Origin of the sequence: Roseovarius tolerans (assembly GCF_900109855.1) — a bacterium.
Lineage (GTDB): Bacteria > Pseudomonadota > Alphaproteobacteria > Rhodobacterales > Rhodobacteraceae > Roseovarius > Roseovarius tolerans.
The window spans coordinates 1-16994 of the sequence record NZ_FOBO01000031.1 but is presented as its reverse complement, the minus strand read 5'-3'; the positions used below and the strand labels follow the sequence as shown (position 1 = coordinate 16994).

Sequence of the window (16994 nt, the reverse complement as noted above, 5' to 3'; positions counted from 1 at the left end):
ACTATATCTGCGAGCGTGAACCGCAGGAAATCGATCCACTGTCTTATGCTTTCCTCATCAGATTTTTCTGTTGGGTCGGTTGTCATATTTTGAACGTTGCGCTCTAGGAGTTTGGCTTGCAAGAGTTTTTGCGCGCGCAGAGCCGGTCAAGCGATCCCGCAGGAGCCAAGGGCGACGAGGACAGCGCTTGAGGGGCTCGTAGCGCTCTACCCTACCGCCAGCCCTGTTTGATCCAATCAAACGGGGCTGCCCACCGGCGAGGGTTCTTTCTGCTTGTTGGGCTTCTTATCCCTTTTGGTGATCCAGCTCAGCCCAGCCATCCTTACGCGGTCTATCGGATATGCCTGCGTGACGCCTCTGGCTCGCATCAATGGCCTGCCCGCTCCGTTCGCTGTGCTCCCGTGTTGGCCATGACCCGCACGCCGTCGATCCGATCTCTCCAACCGCATCGGCCGGACTGACCCGGCTCACAAACAAAAGGAGAAATCCATGACAAACAGAAACCAAAACCTCCCGCTTTATCGCGTGTTGTTTTCACGGATCACAGGGCAGGATGCCCAGGGCCGCGACGAGCTCGCACGACCCAAGGAGATCGGCGCAGTCTGGCCCCGCAAGGGCGACAAGACCGGCGGCATCCTTCAGCTCGATATTATCCCCATCGAGCTAACACAGCGCCAAGGTGTGATCTTTCTCGTCCCGTTGAACGGACAAGATCAGGGAGGTTCACAATGAGCCCTCGCCCTACCCTAGCTCGGCAGAACGATCAGTTTCGTTCTCGTCTCGGCGTCCCGGTGTTCGGCACAGACCTTCTTGGCCGTTTCGTGTTCACGCCAGGGATCGAGGCACTTTCGCCAGAATCCCAGATCGACATCTGGTTTCAGGTTCGAGACTTCAACGTGTTCACCGAGGACAATGATCCTTACGGCGAGCATGATTTCGGAGCCATCGACCACGCTGAAGCTGGCAAGGTGTTCTGGAAGATCGACTATTACGATCCTTCCTTCACTATGGGCAGCGAAGACCCGAAGGACTTTGCAAAGACGCGCCGTGTCCTGACCGTGATGCTCGCAAGTGAATATTAGCGCCTAGCCCTAACCCGTAGGACTCAGCCTCTTTTCGGAGGCTGAGTTCGCCGTGAGGCGAACGTGCTTTCGGCACCCGCTTAAAGTTCTGGAAAATGTTGGAGGCTTATGGTAAACATTCACAATAAGTAGAGTAGCCAGATATGTTTTTGTGTCACGAATATAGAATTCGCTTTGACAAAAACTCGACGCAAGTGCGTCGATCTGGTCAGGATTAGGGGGGTCACTTCCCACCCCCCTCCTGAAACCAAACCCCAGGGCAGAAGCCGCGTCCAAGGACACGGCTCGCCAAGGGCAGACGATTATCGTGAACCGATATCGCGCCCTCGGCGGCATGCCCCACCAGGCAAGCGGAAACGCTTGCGGCTGAGAGGAGCCATGGCACGACCGAAGAAACCAACGACCGACAGACGCGCGCAATGGATCAAAGCGCGCGTTTCGCCTGCTGAACACGCAGAAATTCTTCTGCGTGCGGCCGGGGCGAGTTTGTCGTCGTCTGAGTTTCTTCGCCGTGCCGCCCTCTCCACCGAGGTGGTGGTGCAGCATGCGCCCGCAGCGGATTTCGAGACCGTCGATCAGCTTCGCCGGATCGGGGTCAATCTCAACCAGCTTGCGCGCGTGGCCAATAAGACCGGCTATATGCCGGACGGCCTTGAGGAGGCGTTGGCCAAGGTGGATCGGCTTCTCGACAGGATGATCGAGCTATGATCCCCCGCGTCGGTCCTGGGGGAGCCTCCTTCCAAGGTGCAGGGCTCTATTATCTGCACGATAAAGACGCCCTCACCTCCGAGCGCGTTGCCTTCACACACACGCTCAACACCCACACCGACAGCCCGGATCGGTCGCTGAAGGTGATGGCCTGGACGGCCATGCATCAGAGCGAGATGAAGCAGGCCGCAGGCGTGAAGGCTACGGGACGGAAGCTTGAAAAGCCCGTCTATACCTACAGCCTTGCCTGGGCGCAGGACGAGACCCCTACCCGCGAGGAGATGGTCACAGCCGCGCAAGGTAGTCTGAAGGCCCTCGGGATGGAGGATCAACAGGCGGTGTTGGTGGCGCACAAGGACACGCAGCACCCGCATATCCATGTGATCCTCAATCGTGTTCACCCTGAGAATGGCAAAGCGGCCAGCACATCGAAAGATCATCTGAAGCTTTCGAAATGGGCGGAAGGCTATGAACGCGGTCAGGGTAAAATCCGCGTTCAAGCGCGGGTGAACCACAACGCGCGGCGCGAGAAAGGCCAGTTCGTCAAGAACGAGAACATCACGCGCGAAGAATACGATTGGGTGAAGCAGCATCGCTCGCTTGATCCTAGCGACATCAGAGAGGCCAGAAGCACTCGGCAGACCAAGGAGTCGGCCGAGCTGAAGGGCAGCTTCACCCGCCGCCAGAACCGCCTTGAGGCGTCTCTACGGCGTGAATATGCACGCCCCCGTGCCAAGCTCGACAAAGAGATCGGGGCGACGGAAGAGCGGATCGGAAAGAAAGGTTTGTTTCGGGCGGTGGTTCGGAAACTCACCGGGGCCGAAAAACGGGATCAGGCAAGTGTTGCGAGCCTAAGGGCATCGCGCCAGGGGATCGAGACGCGGATGGACGAACGTCGTGACGAGCTAAAGCAAGGCTATGCTCGCGATTGGGAAAAGATGGAGCGCAGGCATGTGACTGAGCGCGAGCGTGATGAGCTCTTGATAGAGCGCAAGCGTTCTGAAGGATCACGCGGTCGTGCTGGTGAAGTTGCCCGCAAGACGTTCCGCGTGCGGGCAGGCTCCGAAACCGCACAGCACTCCCCTGCCCCATCGGATAGAGCTCGCATGGCCCAGGCGCTTGATAAGGCTGCGCGCAAAGCTGAATCCGACGATGGTGGCAAGACGCGGGAGGTTTCTGAAGATCGGATTGAGCGTGCCAAGCGCCGCGCCGAAGGGGCGAAGCGCAGCCGCAATCGACCAAGGAACAAGGGCCAAGATAAGGATTTTGAGCGTGATTAGTGCAAGCTACCAAAGCGCCTTGCATGCATTCATGCTTACATGTTTTGCGCTTTGTATGCTTCCCACATTTTCAGGAAAAGCCGCTTCTTCGCCCCATGGCTGAAGCCATACTCCCTGCCCGCTTGTTCGCTGAATTCCTCGAACACGGTGACAGGCACACGGACTTGAATCGGGCGCAGAGCGACCTTTTCGCCGCGCTTATCTTCGGCGATGACATCAGGCGCGGCGTCGGCCGCAGGCGGTGCGCCCTTACTGCTTTTGAGCTTGGTGATATTCGTGGTCATTACGCCACCTGCCTTTCTTGAAGTTCGACCATCTTGTCGATCACGCTTTGCGCCAGCTTGGATGCGCGTTCGTTCAAGCTGCGAAACGAGGTTTCGGTAATGGCCTTGCCTGCGTCTGAAGCCGATCCATAGGCCGTGGAGACGCCGACTTCACCCTCAAGCACCAGATAGCCTGCTTCGGTGAGATATTGCCGTGCAGCCGCGTTTTCACGTTCGCTGCCGGTGGTCTTGAACATGGCGAAGGCGATCTTGTCGGGCGAGACACCTTTCTTGCGCAGCGCATGTGCCAGCACGACGCCAGGATGCAGATCATCGACGGTTTGTCCGGTTGGGATCACTACGAGATCGGCGGCTTGCGCAATCTCTGCGGTTTGATCCGAGGCATTCGGTTTGCCGTCGAGGATCAACGCATCGAAGCGCGGCGCTTCGGCAAGTGCGGTCTTTACGCTCGCAAAGCTCTGCACCTGAAGTTCAGGTGTAACGCCGCCTTCGGCGCGCCGTCCTGCCCAATGGGTGCAAGTCTGCTGTTGTGTGTCGAGGTCTGCGATCTTGGTAGTAAGTCCACCGGCGACGAATTCTCGCGCCATCATGCGGGCGAGGGTGGATTTACCAACGCCGCCTTTTTGGGACACCATCCCGATAATGTAGGTCATATCTGCTGCTCCGATCTGCCAAATCGTTGTTTTTTATTATGCTAGCACGCTTGCCTGAATTGCGCCAAGCATGTTTGCAAGTTTTCCACAAACGCGCTTTGCATGCAATCATGCTTAGCGCGTTATCGCTTGTATGCGCCGCGTTTCTTGCAAAAGCTCAGGAAGTGCTTGTCGGGGTCTTTGACTGAAATAGCTTTTCCCAGCACCCAGGAGCGCCATTCGTCTTCGAGGTGATGCATATCCCAACCAGGCGCAAGGCGGCGCGCGTCTTCATGCGTGTCGGCCGCAAGACGCAAAGAAGAAAACGGCAAGGGCAGGGCGCTTTGGTGAATTTCCTTTTTCGGACGGACGATAACAACATCGTCTTCTATCAAAAAGCCGTAGTCGGGCATGTGATCGTGCTGATCATCATCGTCGATAATCTTGCCAAACAGGCGGCGGAATTCTTTCACCGTCGAGCCTGAGCCGCATTTGTCCCGCAGGAGCTCAAGACCGATCTTCCATACGGGCTGCGCCCCGCAATGTTTGCGCGCGATTTCGTAGAGGCGGCGCTCAAGTGGCTTTCTCAGAAAGAAATATTGCCGGTTGAGTGTTAGAACATTGTTGTTTTGAATCGCATCGAAGACCCAATCAGCGAGGGTGATCTCAATATCAAGCATGCGGCCTTCGCGTGTCTCTCGCACGATTTCAAACGCGCTGATAAGACCAAAGGCGCTGAGGTGCTCATTGCCGCCTTGGCGGATACTCGTTTCGATCTCCGTGCCCTTGAGGCGGCGCAGTGCATCGCGTAGCAAATCATATCCGCGCCCCGAGGTTTGTCGGTTTGTCGCAACCAGTAAATCGTGCGCTTTGAAGCGCACATGGCGGCTCACCTTTCGGCCTTCGTTCAGCGCGCCAATACATTGACTGATGCAGTAAATCAGGATGTCTCGATCATGCACGGTCGCGAGGCCATGACGGGACGGCGCGATCTGAATCCAGTTCTCGCCGCGCTCATAGCGACGTATCCCCATGTCAGGCTTGGTAGAGAGAGAAAATACGGGGTGTTCCATCGACGCCATGTCCGCTTTTGGCACGGCGTCCAAGATATCACAGACAAACAGGTCTCGCTGCGGATGCCGATCCGGCAAAAGCGGCGAGCGGGCAGGGAGTGCAGCGCTTTCATTCGTCATTTCACACACCAGCTTTCGGCAAAGGGTTCGTCATTTCACACACCAGAGGCTATTATCGTCATTTCACACACCGGACGTCAAGATTCGTCACTTCACACACCGTCTCAGCCTGTGGATAACTTTGCAAGCTCTTCGTCACTTCACACACCAAGATTCGTCACTTCACACACCATCTATCGTCACTTCACACACCGATTTCGGAAAACCAGACTGATTCAGTGTTTTTTTTCAAATGGTTGTCGGATGCTTAAAAACCTGTAACTCTATATTAACTCTATATAACTCTCTCAAACGATCACCTAACCGCCGAAGCCCTAAAAACAAGGAGGCAAGAACGGAATTCGCCTGCGGCGAATACTCAACGGCCTATAAGATCGCCTTTGGCGATCCGGCCTTGAGGCTGCGCTTCGCACAACAAAAAGCAGAGGGGTTTTCCCTGATCTGTTACCGAACGCCATTCGCTGAATTAATCCCTGATCCATGACAGAACGCCCATCAAGGGAACCTGCTTCGCAGGTGCTCCGCACCCTTGACGGCCAACCTGTCACGGCTCGTTACGGGATCAGCGAAGCGGCGACGGAAAGCAGGGGAAAAAGACCACCACCTCGACCATAGAGGCAAACAATGGACCAATTCTCACTTTCGCCAAGGCTCAGATGAAAAGCGCTTTGCATGCAATCATGCTTTCATCGGATGGCACTTCGACCCCTGGCAGGGGTGTAAGGCAAATACGGGGTAATCCCTTAGAAAATAATAGTTTTGTGGATAATAAGCACAAAATATAGGTGACGCCTGGACCAAGAGCACTAGACCTGGTATCGAGAAAGGACAGAATCAGGAGAACCAAGAAAATGCTTCAGCAGATCACAGAGGAAACCAATCAAAGGGCCAACATCACAGAACCGGTGAAGGCCAGCGCAGACCGTTACACAATGGTAGACCTGTTTGCTGGATGCGGAGGTCTTTCCCTTGGTTTTGAGGACGCGGGTTTCACACCTGTTTTCGTGAACGAACTAAACCATGATGCCATGGCAACCTATCTTCAAAACAGACACCACGAGTTAGGTGGCATGGCTTTTGCTGACAACGAGGCACTTCGCTGCAACGATGCCCAAAGCTTGAAGGGGAAACGGCTTGAGGCACTAATTTCTGACCTTGCCAATATTCCAGAAGCAAATTTTTATCCCTCCAAAACCAGTAAACCGGAAGCTGGGGATGGCAGCACCCTTGATGTGCTTGCAGGTGGTCCGCCGTGCCAAGGCTATTCGGGTATCGGGATACGTAGATCCTATGCAGTGGATCGGAAGGAGATTCCTTCCAACCATCTTTTTGGACGCATGGCGCAGATAATCCGCCGCGTGAGACCCCGCATCTTTCTATTCGAAAATGTCCGGGGCCTGTTAAATGCGAAATGGACCCGCGAAGAGGGGGAGCTCATCTTTCCCCAAGTGAAGGCAGAGTTTCGAAAGATTCCTGGGTACGAGGTTCGCTGGTCTCTTGTATTTGCCAAGAATTATGGTGTGCCACAAAACAGGCCGCGCGTCCTTCTTGTTGGTATCCGAAAAGACATCATAGAAGCTTGCTCAACGCTCGATCCCAATGCCGATCCCGAAGATGCCATCGCCTGTGGGTTCCTCCCAAAAGGACAGATTGGCAAGTTTCCCGATCTTGCCGATCTTCTAGGTGATTTAGTTGATCCCCCCGTGACAGACACCTTACGATCCGGCGATTTTTCGCAAGGCGCATTTGAAACGAAGTCCTATCCAAAGGCAGCTCGGACGACTATCCAGAAGCACTTACGCCGCCCAGCTCCTTGGAACCCAGATGGGCGCACCCGGCTCACGGAGCAGGAATACAGTAAGCACAAGCGCGAAGTTGTTGAAAAATTTGACTATATGCTCGCCAATGATGGCGAGATTCCAGAGCGTTTCAAAACGCGAAAATTCTCCCAGCGAGTGCTCAAGGAGAGATGGGGCAACGGCGAGCCGAACATGACGGCAACGTCTCTTCCCGACGACTACGTCCACTATTCACAGCCGCGAATTCTTACCGTGAGGGAGTGGGCAAGGCTCCAGCTTTTCCCCGATTGGTATCAATTCGCGGGCAAGCGAACCACAGGCGGTCTGCGGCGCGCCGGAAACCCCCAGGCGGGGCTCTTTGACCGAGAAGTGCCAAAATACACGCAGATTGGAAATGCGGTTCCTGTTGGATTAGCGGAGAAGGTCGGGGAGCATTTCAAGGGGCTCTTGGACGAAGCACTGGGAGGACGATAGGCCGATGCCTCTTCGCCAGCTCACGGATATCGAACGACAGCGCATGAAACGCCTGACGGCGGAGTCCGTGGATATCACCTTGCTGCAACCGACTTGGACGGCTCTGGACAAGGGCTACATGGACGCAACTGCGCCAGTGAGAAATTACCTCAAGGAAAATGGTTTACACGACTACGAAGGGCAGGGCAGAGGGGCCCGCGAGAACGGTGTTAAGATAGATGCTTTCTTGATCAGTGAGCAGGGGCAAATCGAAGCCCCGGCTTCCTTGTATAAACCGAAAGCGAAGCCCACCAAGGACGGTGATCCTCGTATTTGGTTTTCCAAGCTTCATCACCATACGAATCCTGACGACATGCTTGCCGTGACCGAGCATGATGGTCAGCTCGTTGTGATCAACTTGACGCAGGTCGATATTTCCCACGTTCTGGATGTGCAGCAAAGCGGGCCGCTTTGGGACATTCTTAAAGACATTGGCTCAGAGGCGAACGAGATAGCAGACGAGCTCCTAGAAAAACTTCGCCAGATCGTGTCACGAGGATACGTTCCATCTATCATGGAAACACGCGCCGACACGGCTATCGGGCGAACACTAGAAGCCGCTCTAGGGATCGAGATGAACGCGCGGCAAGAACCTGACTACAAAGGCATCGAGCTCAAGTCTTACCGCCGCAAGAAGAAATCACAGGAGAACCGAAAGCAGCTTTTTGCAAAGGTTCCCAATTGGGAGATCAGCAAGTTCAACAGCATGACGGACGTGCTCGATGCGTTCGGTTATTACCGTGATGGGCGTGACCGATTGAATTGCACCGTGAGCGCCGCGAATACCAATTCGCAAGGGCTCACCTTCCAGCTCGATGAGAAGACGGGCATCTTGAACGAGGTTTCGACAACGACTGACCACGGCGCGTTTGCATCTTGGTATCTGACTGAGCTCCGCGATATTTTGAAGGCAAAGCACGCCGAGACATTTTGGGTTGGCGCAACAGTTCACCCTATCGAGGGGCGTGAGCATTTTGAGTTCACAGACGTGATCCACACCCGCAAGCCTATCGGTTCCCAGTTCGATATCTTATTGGAGCAAGGCGAAATCACTATGGATCACATGATGAAGCGCGTCGATTCAGGCCGTGCGCACGAACGCGGCCCCTCTTTCAAGATCGGTGCAGGGTCGCTAGACCTCTTGTTCCCCCCGAGTAAGACGTATGCCCTAGCGTGAAGCGGACCGCCTTGGCTTGTGGAGTGGAGGGAGGGGCTGGCGTCCCGAGTACAGCGAGCACCACGAGGACGCGCGAGCACCATCAGCACGCCGAGTACCGCCGAAACGCTCTTACCCCCTGATATATCGGGGGAAAATTCTAACAAATTTGCGAACTCGGGTGGTGAGTTTTTCTAATTCGTGCAAACCTGTATTGCGAGAATGGACAGTCTCGCAGGCATAGAGAGAGAGAAGATTTTTCTAAGTCATTGAAAAATAAGAATAAATACTGCATATTGGCCTTATCGCTGTAAAAGTACGCAAGCCCACTAGCGGGCGGTCCAAACCTCGCTAGGCGATCTTCACAGGCGACAGGGCCGGAGGTCCAAACTTCGGCTCGTTCATATTACCAGAAAAGGATTACCCATGGCCAGAATTACTAAGAAGATCAGCAAGAGAACGCTGGCGCTCCGCGCCAAGCTTTGGCCTGATCTAAAGGAAGAAGACCTCTGGAACCGCAGTGTTTATGATGGTTTCACAACGATCCCGCGCACGATGCCTCTCATTATGAACATCATTGATGATCTAGCGGACGGTAAGCGAACTTCATTTACCTACCTTGCGCTTTGGGGGCGGGCATTTGACGAGATGTATGTCAGCTTGCAAAACGCGGACGAGCTCGCTTTCCATTCAGGCTTTACGGGGCAAAGGGCAGTACGCACCTGGCGTGAGCGAATGAAGGCCCTTGAACAGCTTGGCTTTGTTAGGGTCGCTCCTGGAACCTCTGGGGATTTGTCCCATGCTGTTATTCTGAACCCTCATTTTGCTATCCGAAGACTCTACGCGGCAAAGACACCAGGGCTCACCGCGAGCGCCTTTAATGCGCTTGTTGAGCGCGGGTTGGCCATTTCTGCTGACGACATGGAAGTTACGCTACCCGAGGATCAGGTGGAGGAAAAAACAACTTAGTTCCAGCATACACGTTCATCTGGAACACCGGACCAGAGCATGGCGGGGTGCTTTTCGTGAATATAGTTGAACGGCAGGCCGCTCGTGGCTTTGCACAGGTCAAGCGCCTCATCGGCAGAATCGGCAAGGGCGTAGCCCCACCGACAGTAGATTCTCTTCAATTCACTTGATGCTTCGAGTTTCCAGACACGCATGCGACCATGATCGTATGCGCAGGATAAATAGTTGGTTAAGCCCGCCTCACGGTTCGCTCACTAACCTTGAACAGTCGCGCGATCTCCGAAATCGAACGTTGTTCATCATCACGCATGCGCCGCGCTTCGGCTTTCTGCGCGCCCGTAAGTGCAGGGGGGCGACCACCGACGCGCCCGCGTGCCTTGGCAGCCTGTAGACCCTCTTTCGTGCGTTCAGCGATACGCTCGCGCTCGAATTGGGCAATGGAGGCGAAGACGTGGAACACGAGACGGCCGGCCGGCGTCGTCGTGTCGATATCTTCGGCCAGGGATCGAAAGCCTGCGCCGCGATCCTTGATCGTTTTCACCAGGTCGAGCAGATCGCGCAGGGAGCGGGCAAGGCGATCATACTTGGTGACGACGATCACATCACCAGGGCGAAGCTGATCAAGCAGCTTGTCGAGCTCTGGACGCTTGCGTATCGAGCCGCTGATCTTGTCTGAGAAAATGCGTTCCGCACCGGCCACTTTCAGGGCGTCGGTTTGAGCATCGAGGTTCTGATTGTCTGTTGAGACGCGGGCATATCCAATAATCATACCCTAGTGTGACAAAAACCTGCCAAAACTGCAAAGGTTTTGCCGAGGGTTTTTGTCCTTATCAACAGCTTGATCTCAGGTGAGGGGTACGGGAGTGACAAAAACGACCGTTTTTGGCGCACCTGTCCACAGTTCTATCTCTTCCGCTTGAATTCTTGGGTCAAATTAAAACCGTCACGTCCAGGCGTTGATCGAGAAAACGCTGTATCTCGTTTTAGTGCCTCTCGGCCCTGTTTCCGCAGATGGGCCAACTCACTGTTTTTGGCCCGATCAACGCGGGCAAGTCGTTCCTCGTGCCGCTTGCGGACAGTTTTTTCTGCTTTGCGTTTGATGTCGTTTGAATCCGCAACGCCCCTAGGCTTCAGTATCTGCTCAGGGCTGTATCTTTCGTTGAGCAATTTGATGATCTCCTTGCTCACTTTATCGGCGTAGTCTTTGTTGTGCCGAGCTTCGGCGATCCGGCGAAGCTGTTGTGCACGCTCTTCAATCTTTTGAAGCGTGCCCCATTCTTCACTTGCTCGAAGGTCTTTTGCCTCTGCTGCACGGCGTGCCTTGTCGAAGGCTTCTCGCATGCGTGGGGGTTCGGCGGCGTCTTTCATGATTGGCCCTCAAATTTGCAGTGGGAAACGGTGATCTGATAGAATGACGCTATGGCAACATTTACCGATACAGATGAGCTTCGTGTCTATCTCCGCCGCCTCAAGACCTATGAGCAATTTTGGGACGCAAAGGAGCCCGCGTTTTTCGATGCAGAGAAGAAGGCATTCTGGGATGGCTTGATAGCTGAAGGCTGGCCATCTGATAGCGCTCTTTATGCGCTCAAAACGGGAGAGATTTGGGCTTTTGTTGTAGAGCAAGGGGAGCGGCGTATCAGGCGGCTGCATTGACCCTAGCCACGCCCGAAAGTGACAAGCGGGCATTGGCCATCTGGTGGGTGGAGCGTGAAGGACCCGGTAAAGCCGATATAATCACAGCGTTGATAATGCGTTCGGCCCGCATAACCGGTTTGATAGGTGTATGAAGCCCGCAGATATGGTGGCTCCGCCAAAAACGCTGCATAGCCAACAATAGCCGCAACCGGCAGCCACAGAAAGTAAGCGGGTCGAAGAACATGGGTTCTATTGCTCGCCTTGCCTTTTCTTGGACGGCGGAGGTGACGCACGGTGTTGACCGTGTTTGCGATGCCGTAGGTGATTTCGATCCTGGGTTTGTAGGGTAGTTTACCGCCTTCCAGGGGGTTTGCTGCCAGGTCTCGGCCCCAAATCCCGATTTCATTCTGAGACAGCTTCTTGCAGCGGATTGGGGGCATTCCATCAATGAGGATGATTTGCTCGTCCTTAGGCATCTGAAGCAGTTCGGATGGGGTCATTAACGCGCGCCCCTGATCGTTAAGCGTTCGGTTTTGATCTCCCGACTTGCCTGATGCGCTAAAGGATTCCGCGACACCTACGCCAATCCCAAGAGTTTTTGAAAGCCGCTCAGCGTCTTCGATCTTGGACACACCCATGATCTGCTTAACGCCGCACTGGGTTTCTATTGTTTCGGCAGATGCTTCCCCAAATTTTTTGCGAATTTCAGATTCCGCCTGGGCAATGAATTCGATACGGCCGCCATAGGCCCGGAGCTTTGTAAACTCTTCGACAAGGCTATGAACCGGCGAGTTGGTCGCCTCGTCGATGATGAAGCGCACCGGCCGTGCAGGCTCTTGCTTTGTGGCTTGTAGCAAGGCGCTGAGGTGCGCCATGGTGTTGGGTGCAAGAACTTCGCCCCCGACCTGACTACCGACAATGAAAATTGCCGTATTGCCCTCTTTAATCGACGCATGATCGAAAATGCTATCAACGCCGACACCTTCAAGAAGGCCGCCTTCTTCGTAGATTTCGACACGGCGGCGAGCTGTACCGAGAAAGTCCTCGTAGTGTTCGGGGTTGGATTTTTTGCGTGCTATGATGCGGGTTGTCAGGTCGCCTAGAGCGCCAGAGCCTTTCGAGCTTGCCTTGAGGGCATCATCAAGCATCTTAGGCGATGATAGCAGACGCCAGAGACCCGTAGGTGTGCAGTCTTCTGGCACATATTGTGCTAGGGCGAGGAGGCCGAGGGTTAGAAACTCTCTTTCGCCGTCGCGCCAGAATCTTCCCTTCTGGTCGTCCGATGGTTCAGGCACAAAGTTTAGGGCGATTTCTCGGGCCATCATGCTCGCGGCTTTGTCACCTCGTAGATAGGCCCGCCGAAATGGGTCGAACGGGTTTACTGACGTAGGCTTCAGTTTAGTCACGGTCCGGTCATCAATGATGATTACATTGATCCCAGCCTTTCTAAGCACGGGGGCGCACTGACTGGCAATTTCACCGTTTTTGAGGTCCATCAGCACCACGGTAGGTCGATCTGGTGACAATGTTGCATGCATGACAGCAGGGACGACCCTGCTTGTGGTCTTGCTCAAGCCGCTCGGAGCAAGAACTTTCCAATGTGGAATACGCAGTTTATGTGGACCAAAAAGAGCGCGGCCGCCATGGGTTATTCCGCAGGGCGGCTCGACAGGATCAAACATCCCCGCCTTCTCAAGATCGGCATCGCTCGCCCATCCAGCCGTGTGCAATCCAGACCCCTTTTTGCGGAACCCATCAGTATCTTTTCTGGCGACGATATCCGAAAATACTGCGCGTGCAGCCCCGAACGCCATAGCGCCACCACCAAGCATGAGCATGCCGCCCATCGCATACCAGCCGTAGTCATAAGGCTCGAATTGCCCTTTGGGCCATAGCGCCCAACCGGCTGTGCCATAGAGAACAGCGCCGAAGCTTTTGATATTGACCTCACGTACAAGCGGGCGGTTTTCCATCGTTATCTCCAAGATGGAGAAAGCGCAGTAAAACGCCGCGCTTTCTGAGACTGTTACCGACCGTCGAGCGCGCGTTCGACGGCCTCTTTGACGGCGCGCAACGTTCCAATTCTGCCATAGAGGGTGCCTTCGTCACCGCGCATGGCGAGGGAGTGTACCCTTAGAGTGCCGACGAGAGCGGAAGTTGCGATTGTAACAGCGGACACGGTGATCAGGGTCAGCACCTCATACATGTAGAGGTAGCGGAAAAAAGACAGTGTGAAGCCGATCAGCCCAACACCAAGGCCACCACAGATGAGCAATAAAGGCTGCTTAACAGTCACAATCTCAATGTTGCGGAGCTCATATGCACGCTTGGGCGTGCGCAGAAGATTTGAGGTAACTTCGAAGCCACCTCCTTGGAATAAGAGAGATTTCATACTTGAAGCCTTTCTGCACACATCTTGGCGTTGGCGCGCATGCGGGATGCAAACTGAGTAACGCCTTCTTGCTCAACCAGGCCAAAGGAACCGACATAAAACGCCCAGTCATTACGGCTTTCGTTGAGGGCGGCGGTGATTTGGCAGGAACACTGATCCGGCGCACTGGCGATTGCAGCATCCCGTCGTGCCTCAATGACTTTGCGCGCTCGTTCGCGCGCTTGTTCTGCTTGGTTAGCAAGGCTTTCGGCTTCACGCATAGAACGAGAGATTGCCCCGCCCATCAGGCCATCATAGGCATCCAGCAAGTCACCGTATTGCTGCCGCATTGAATTAATGGTGCCTTGTGCCACTCGCGCTTGTCGTTCAAGTTCTGTTGCGCGTTGCGTTTCCGCAATGGCACCCTCAGAAGATGCCGAAAAGCTTTGCCCCAGTGACGCTTCACAGGCAGGAACATAATCAGCATTTGAAATCCTATGAGCGATTTCAGGACCGCCTAGGCCATAAGAAAACGCACCCCAGCCCAGAAGCGCAATTACTGCACTGGCTGGGGCGACTTCAGATAATTGGTTAAGCATCAACAAATCCTCCTTGTTCCTCGCAAAGGGTTGCGCGGCGTAAATGCAAAGTTTTTGGGGAAGTAAGGTTGGCGGCTCCCTATGTCAGGAACCGCCGCCAGCAAGTTATTTACCAGCTTTTCCTTTGTTTACAGCAGTGTCGATTGTGGTGCGATCATTTGCTGGCAGGTTGCGGGTATCGACCCCGCCACCGGATGCTCCAGTTTTTGTCGCGTTAGTGATGGTTTGTTGGGATACGGCCATTTTAATAATCCTCTTTTGATCTTCTGACGCACCGATCAGCTCCTCTGACCGGCATGAGTCAAAGATGTAAGAGAATCATTTGATTGTCAATCATATGTTTGACGAAAGTTTTTCGCGGTATCGCGCACTTGCTTCCCGCTCCGATAACTTCCGGGCTTTCAGAGCCTCTTCATTTGTTTCGTAACGCGGCTTCTTCTGTACGGGACCGTCGAAGGCGTCTTCTGGATGCCTCTCAAGCCACTTGGCAAATGCTTGGTAAAGCGGGAAGTCGAGGTCTTTCAGATCGGAGCGATTTAAGCCGTCTGGTATCCAAGTCCCATCTTCGAGTGTTTGCCCATAGTGCATGTGTATCCAGTCTGCTGGAGATACCTCGCGTCCCGTTGTTCTACCTCTCCAACGCGGAGGGGTCGTCATTGATCGTTGCTCACCGCTACAGTTAAAATCTTCCTGAAGCTTCTTAATCACCCGAGCTTTCGCACCAGGAGAGCCGAGCTCTTCAAATAAATGCACTATTTCTTTTTCTAATTTTTCGCTCAAATACTCCTCGTCAGGCTCCAGATTGATAAGCGGATAACCTTCAAAGAGATTATAGTCTATTTCGGCAGAGATTTCAAATTCTGCTGTAGTTTCATGATCTTGAATGCCTTTTCTTACCGGTTCCTGAGTTTCTTCAGGCAAGTGTTTAGTAATTCTATTTGGCACTTCAGTTCTCCTCACGTCGACTGCTTGCGATGATCATGCTCTCAAGCATTTTTGGAACTGCATCATTTTCCGTCAAGAACTTGTGTAACGTCAGCTTGTCGAAAAAGCGGTTCGCATTGATGCGATACTTCAACCGTATCGCCGGTTCGGATTTAGTTGGTTCAGAGGTGGCTGTTAGCTCGACGTGCTCATACGGGATGATGCGCGTCAGAAGCTCACTTTTTACCTTGAAGTCAATAATCGAGGTCTGATCAATGCAAAACCCCCTTTGCCGTATTTTTGAACGTTTCCGCGATTTGGGCACTTCTTCGGCGATTGCTTCTCCAAGCATTTTCGCAAACAAGTTTTTGGCTTTGCGGCGGAGCCGTCTCTCTGCGTCCCGAAATACGGAGTGATACATCAACATATTCTCGTCAAAACCATGCTGGTCGATCAGTCCTTCGATCGGAGGTTTTTTTTGTCGCGTCGTGTTATCGCGAACATAGCTAGCACACATCCAGATACCACCTGCGCAGCGAAAAGGCAGCGAGACGAGTGAAAGTTGCTCGGCGTCTACGGGCCGGACGGGTGAGCCAAATTGTAGAACATAGTGTAGCGCACAGACCCGCATCATAGCATGATCATAGGCATCATCGTTTGGGACGGTTTCAGCGTCGATCCAGCCGATGGCGCTGCGATCAAAGATACCTGGTTTGATTAGTGCTGTGCCCGACATGAGTACGCTCTCGGCAAATGACCTGCTGTATTCTGGGGTTGGTCCTCGAAGAAGGTCTAGGACTTTGTGACATGTCTTAGGGTTCTTTGCCATTTCCCAGAAGGCTGTATCGTAATTTCGTGTCGTACGATCTGTTCCGAAAGGGATGTAGTCGTCTGGGTTGGCTTCATTCAATGCAGCTTCGAGATGATTTGCCTGGGTCTCCGGAATCATAGCTCGCGCATCATAGTGGTAGTGACCGTACCTGACAGCCTCCTGGTCGAACGTCTTGCTTATGAACAGCAAGTTGGCAGTGAGAGGTCTGTATGTTCCCAGCTCTCGCTGAGGCCAAACGAGAGGTGACTTTGCAAGGCGACTGTACTCGCTATCCACCATTTCCAAAACACGAGACAAAATCCGATCTAAGTAAGCCAGTTCATGACCGCCAAACGGGCGAGGTTTGTCTCCTTTTGCTCGGATCAGCTTGCTTGCTTCCCTTAGCTTTGCCAGCTCTTTGCCTACGTTGGCTTCGATTTTGGAGTGGTGTGAGACCATTTCAGGGTATAAATCGGATTGTGACGACTTCCCGTCGAAAGGCTTGAGCACTTCCACAAAGAACTGACCTAACGGTGAGTTCGTTGGAATAGGTTCAAGCTGCATAGGTGGCTGTGCACCAGGCCGTGCAGGAGCCACGATCATGCTGTAGCACAAGATGAACTGGTTCGTATTCCAGATGGGGATTGCAAACTCTGGTATACGTTCTGGCTTCAGGGGGATGGGCCTAGGAGCCTCGCCCTCAAATTCAGACCGGCTTAACCGATGTTTTGTTAACCCGGAAGCCTCGCTCGACAGGGCATCCAAGATCAAATCGTAAAAGACAGGATCGAGAGAGCTGGTCACGGGGTCAGCTTCGTACCGCCATTTCCCGTTGAGTTGACGTTGAAAACCCACAACAAATACGAGGTGATCGCGGCTGAGAAACGCGATCCTATTAAGAATGCGGAAGAGCCCAAAATCGTCCCATTCACCCCGAGCAACTATATCTGCGAGCGTGAACCGCAGGAAATCGATCCACTGTCTTATGCTTTCCTCATCAGATTTTTCTGTTGGGTCGGTTGTCATATTTTGAAC

19 protein-coding genes are annotated in these 16994 nt (G+C 53.8%); 8 read left to right on the top strand and 11 right to left on the bottom strand.

Annotated features, from left to right (window positions below; translation table 11 throughout):
* Positions 1–489: 489 nt before the first annotated feature.
* From BMX04_RS18420 to BMX04_RS18405, 4 genes are all read left to right on the top strand, one after another.
* Positions 490–732, top strand: coding sequence for a hypothetical protein (locus BMX04_RS18420; RefSeq protein WP_074788309.1), 243 nt, complete (start codon positions 490–492; stop codon positions 730–732).
* Complete coding sequence (locus BMX04_RS18415) at positions 729–1082, top strand: DUF3768 domain-containing protein (RefSeq protein ID WP_074788308.1); 354 nt, start codon at positions 729–731, stop codon at positions 1080–1082. The genes BMX04_RS18420 and BMX04_RS18415 overlap by 4 nt, the downstream gene beginning before the upstream one ends.
* A gap of 378 nt (positions 1083–1460) precedes the next feature.
* A complete protein-coding gene (locus BMX04_RS18410) occupies positions 1461–1790 on the top strand; it encodes a plasmid mobilization protein (RefSeq protein WP_074788307.1) in 330 nt (109 codons plus the stop codon).
* On the top strand, positions 1787–3070 hold the full coding sequence (locus tag BMX04_RS18405; RefSeq protein WP_074788306.1) for a relaxase/mobilization nuclease domain-containing protein: 1284 nt from the start codon (positions 1787–1789) through the stop codon (positions 3068–3070). The genes BMX04_RS18410 and BMX04_RS18405 overlap by 4 nt, the downstream gene beginning before the upstream one ends.
* A 35-nt stretch (positions 3071–3105) precedes the next feature.
* Here BMX04_RS18405 and BMX04_RS18400 read toward each other — a convergent pair whose 3' ends face one another.
* From BMX04_RS18400 to BMX04_RS18390, 3 genes are all read right to left on the bottom strand, one after another.
* Positions 3106–3354 (bottom strand): hypothetical protein, encoded by a 249-nt coding sequence (locus BMX04_RS18400; RefSeq protein ID WP_074788305.1) that lies wholly within the window; start codon positions 3352–3354, stop codon positions 3106–3108.
* Positions 3354–4007 (bottom strand): ParA family protein, encoded by a 654-nt coding sequence (locus tag BMX04_RS18395; RefSeq protein ID WP_074788304.1) that lies wholly within the window; start codon positions 4005–4007, stop codon positions 3354–3356. Before BMX04_RS18395 ends, BMX04_RS18400 begins: the two co-directional genes overlap by 1 nt.
* A gap of 122 nt (positions 4008–4129) precedes the next feature.
* Positions 4130–5179: a replication initiator protein A gene (locus tag BMX04_RS18390; protein ID WP_074788303.1), complete on the bottom strand. Its 1050-nt coding sequence runs from the start codon at positions 5177–5179 to the stop codon at positions 4130–4132.
* Positions 5180–6030: 851 nt separating this feature from the next.
* On the opposite strand from BMX04_RS18390, the gene BMX04_RS18385 reads away from it, so the two are divergent.
* The 3 genes from BMX04_RS18385 to BMX04_RS18375 all read left to right on the top strand — a co-directional run bounded on the left by BMX04_RS18385 (position 6031) and on the right by BMX04_RS18375 (position 9616).
* Positions 6031–7452, top strand: a complete 1422-nt coding sequence (locus BMX04_RS18385) for a DNA cytosine methyltransferase (RefSeq protein WP_083398240.1) — start codon at positions 6031–6033, stop codon at positions 7450–7452.
* A 43-nt stretch (positions 7453–7495) separates the two neighbouring features.
* Positions 7496–8668 carry an MvaI/BcnI family restriction endonuclease gene (locus BMX04_RS18380; RefSeq protein ID WP_217644525.1) on the top strand — a complete coding sequence of 391 codons (1173 nt, stop codon included), beginning with the start codon at positions 7496–7498 and terminating at the stop codon, positions 8666–8668.
* Between the two features lie 405 nt (positions 8669–9073).
* Entirely contained in the window at positions 9074–9616 is a 543-nt protein-coding gene (locus BMX04_RS18375) for a hypothetical protein (protein WP_074788301.1), read from the top strand.
* Between the two features lie 229 nt (positions 9617–9845).
* On the opposite strand, the gene BMX04_RS18370 is transcribed toward BMX04_RS18375, so the two are convergent.
* Both BMX04_RS18370 and BMX04_RS18365 read right to left on the bottom strand, forming a co-directional pair.
* On the bottom strand, positions 9846–10385 hold the full coding sequence (locus tag BMX04_RS18370) for a recombinase family protein (RefSeq protein WP_074788300.1): 540 nt from the start codon (positions 10383–10385) through the stop codon (positions 9846–9848).
* Between the two features lie 134 nt (positions 10386–10519).
* The gene (locus tag BMX04_RS18365; RefSeq protein WP_139194631.1) at positions 10520–10984 is read right to left on the bottom strand and encodes a hypothetical protein; all 465 of its coding nucleotides are present in this window, start codon (positions 10982–10984) and stop codon (positions 10520–10522) included.
* A 51-nt stretch (positions 10985–11035) separates the two neighbouring features.
* On the opposite strand from BMX04_RS18365, the gene BMX04_RS18360 reads away from it, so the two are divergent.
* Positions 11036–11272, top strand: coding sequence for a hypothetical protein (locus BMX04_RS18360; protein WP_074788298.1), 237 nt, complete (start codon positions 11036–11038; stop codon positions 11270–11272).
* Between the two features lie 2 nt (positions 11273–11274).
* On the opposite strand, the gene BMX04_RS18355 is transcribed toward BMX04_RS18360, so the two are convergent.
* From BMX04_RS18355 to BMX04_RS19535, 6 genes are all read right to left on the bottom strand, one after another.
* Positions 11275–13227 carry a type IV secretory system conjugative DNA transfer family protein gene (locus BMX04_RS18355; RefSeq protein WP_139194630.1) on the bottom strand — a complete coding sequence of 651 codons (1953 nt, stop codon included), beginning with the start codon at positions 13225–13227 and terminating at the stop codon, positions 11275–11277.
* A 53-nt stretch (positions 13228–13280) separates the two neighbouring features.
* Positions 13281–13646: a hypothetical protein gene (locus tag BMX04_RS18350; RefSeq protein ID WP_074788296.1), complete on the bottom strand. Its 366-nt coding sequence runs from the start codon at positions 13644–13646 to the stop codon at positions 13281–13283.
* Complete coding sequence (locus tag BMX04_RS19235) at positions 13643–14224, bottom strand: hypothetical protein (protein ID WP_139194629.1); 582 nt, start codon at positions 14222–14224, stop codon at positions 13643–13645. Before BMX04_RS19235 ends, BMX04_RS18350 begins: the two co-directional genes overlap by 4 nt.
* A 105-nt stretch (positions 14225–14329) precedes the next feature.
* On the bottom strand, positions 14330–14467 hold the full coding sequence (locus tag BMX04_RS19540) for a hypothetical protein (protein WP_175477413.1): 138 nt from the start codon (positions 14465–14467) through the stop codon (positions 14330–14332).
* 90 nt (positions 14468–14557) lie between these two features.
* Positions 14558–15169 carry a hypothetical protein gene (locus tag BMX04_RS19230; protein ID WP_139194628.1) on the bottom strand — a complete coding sequence of 204 codons (612 nt, stop codon included), beginning with the start codon at positions 15167–15169 and terminating at the stop codon, positions 14558–14560.
* 1 nt (position 15170) lies between these two features.
* Positions 15171–16994 (bottom strand): hypothetical protein (locus tag BMX04_RS19535; protein ID WP_175477412.1); only part of this gene is annotated, 1824 nt, incomplete at its 5' end.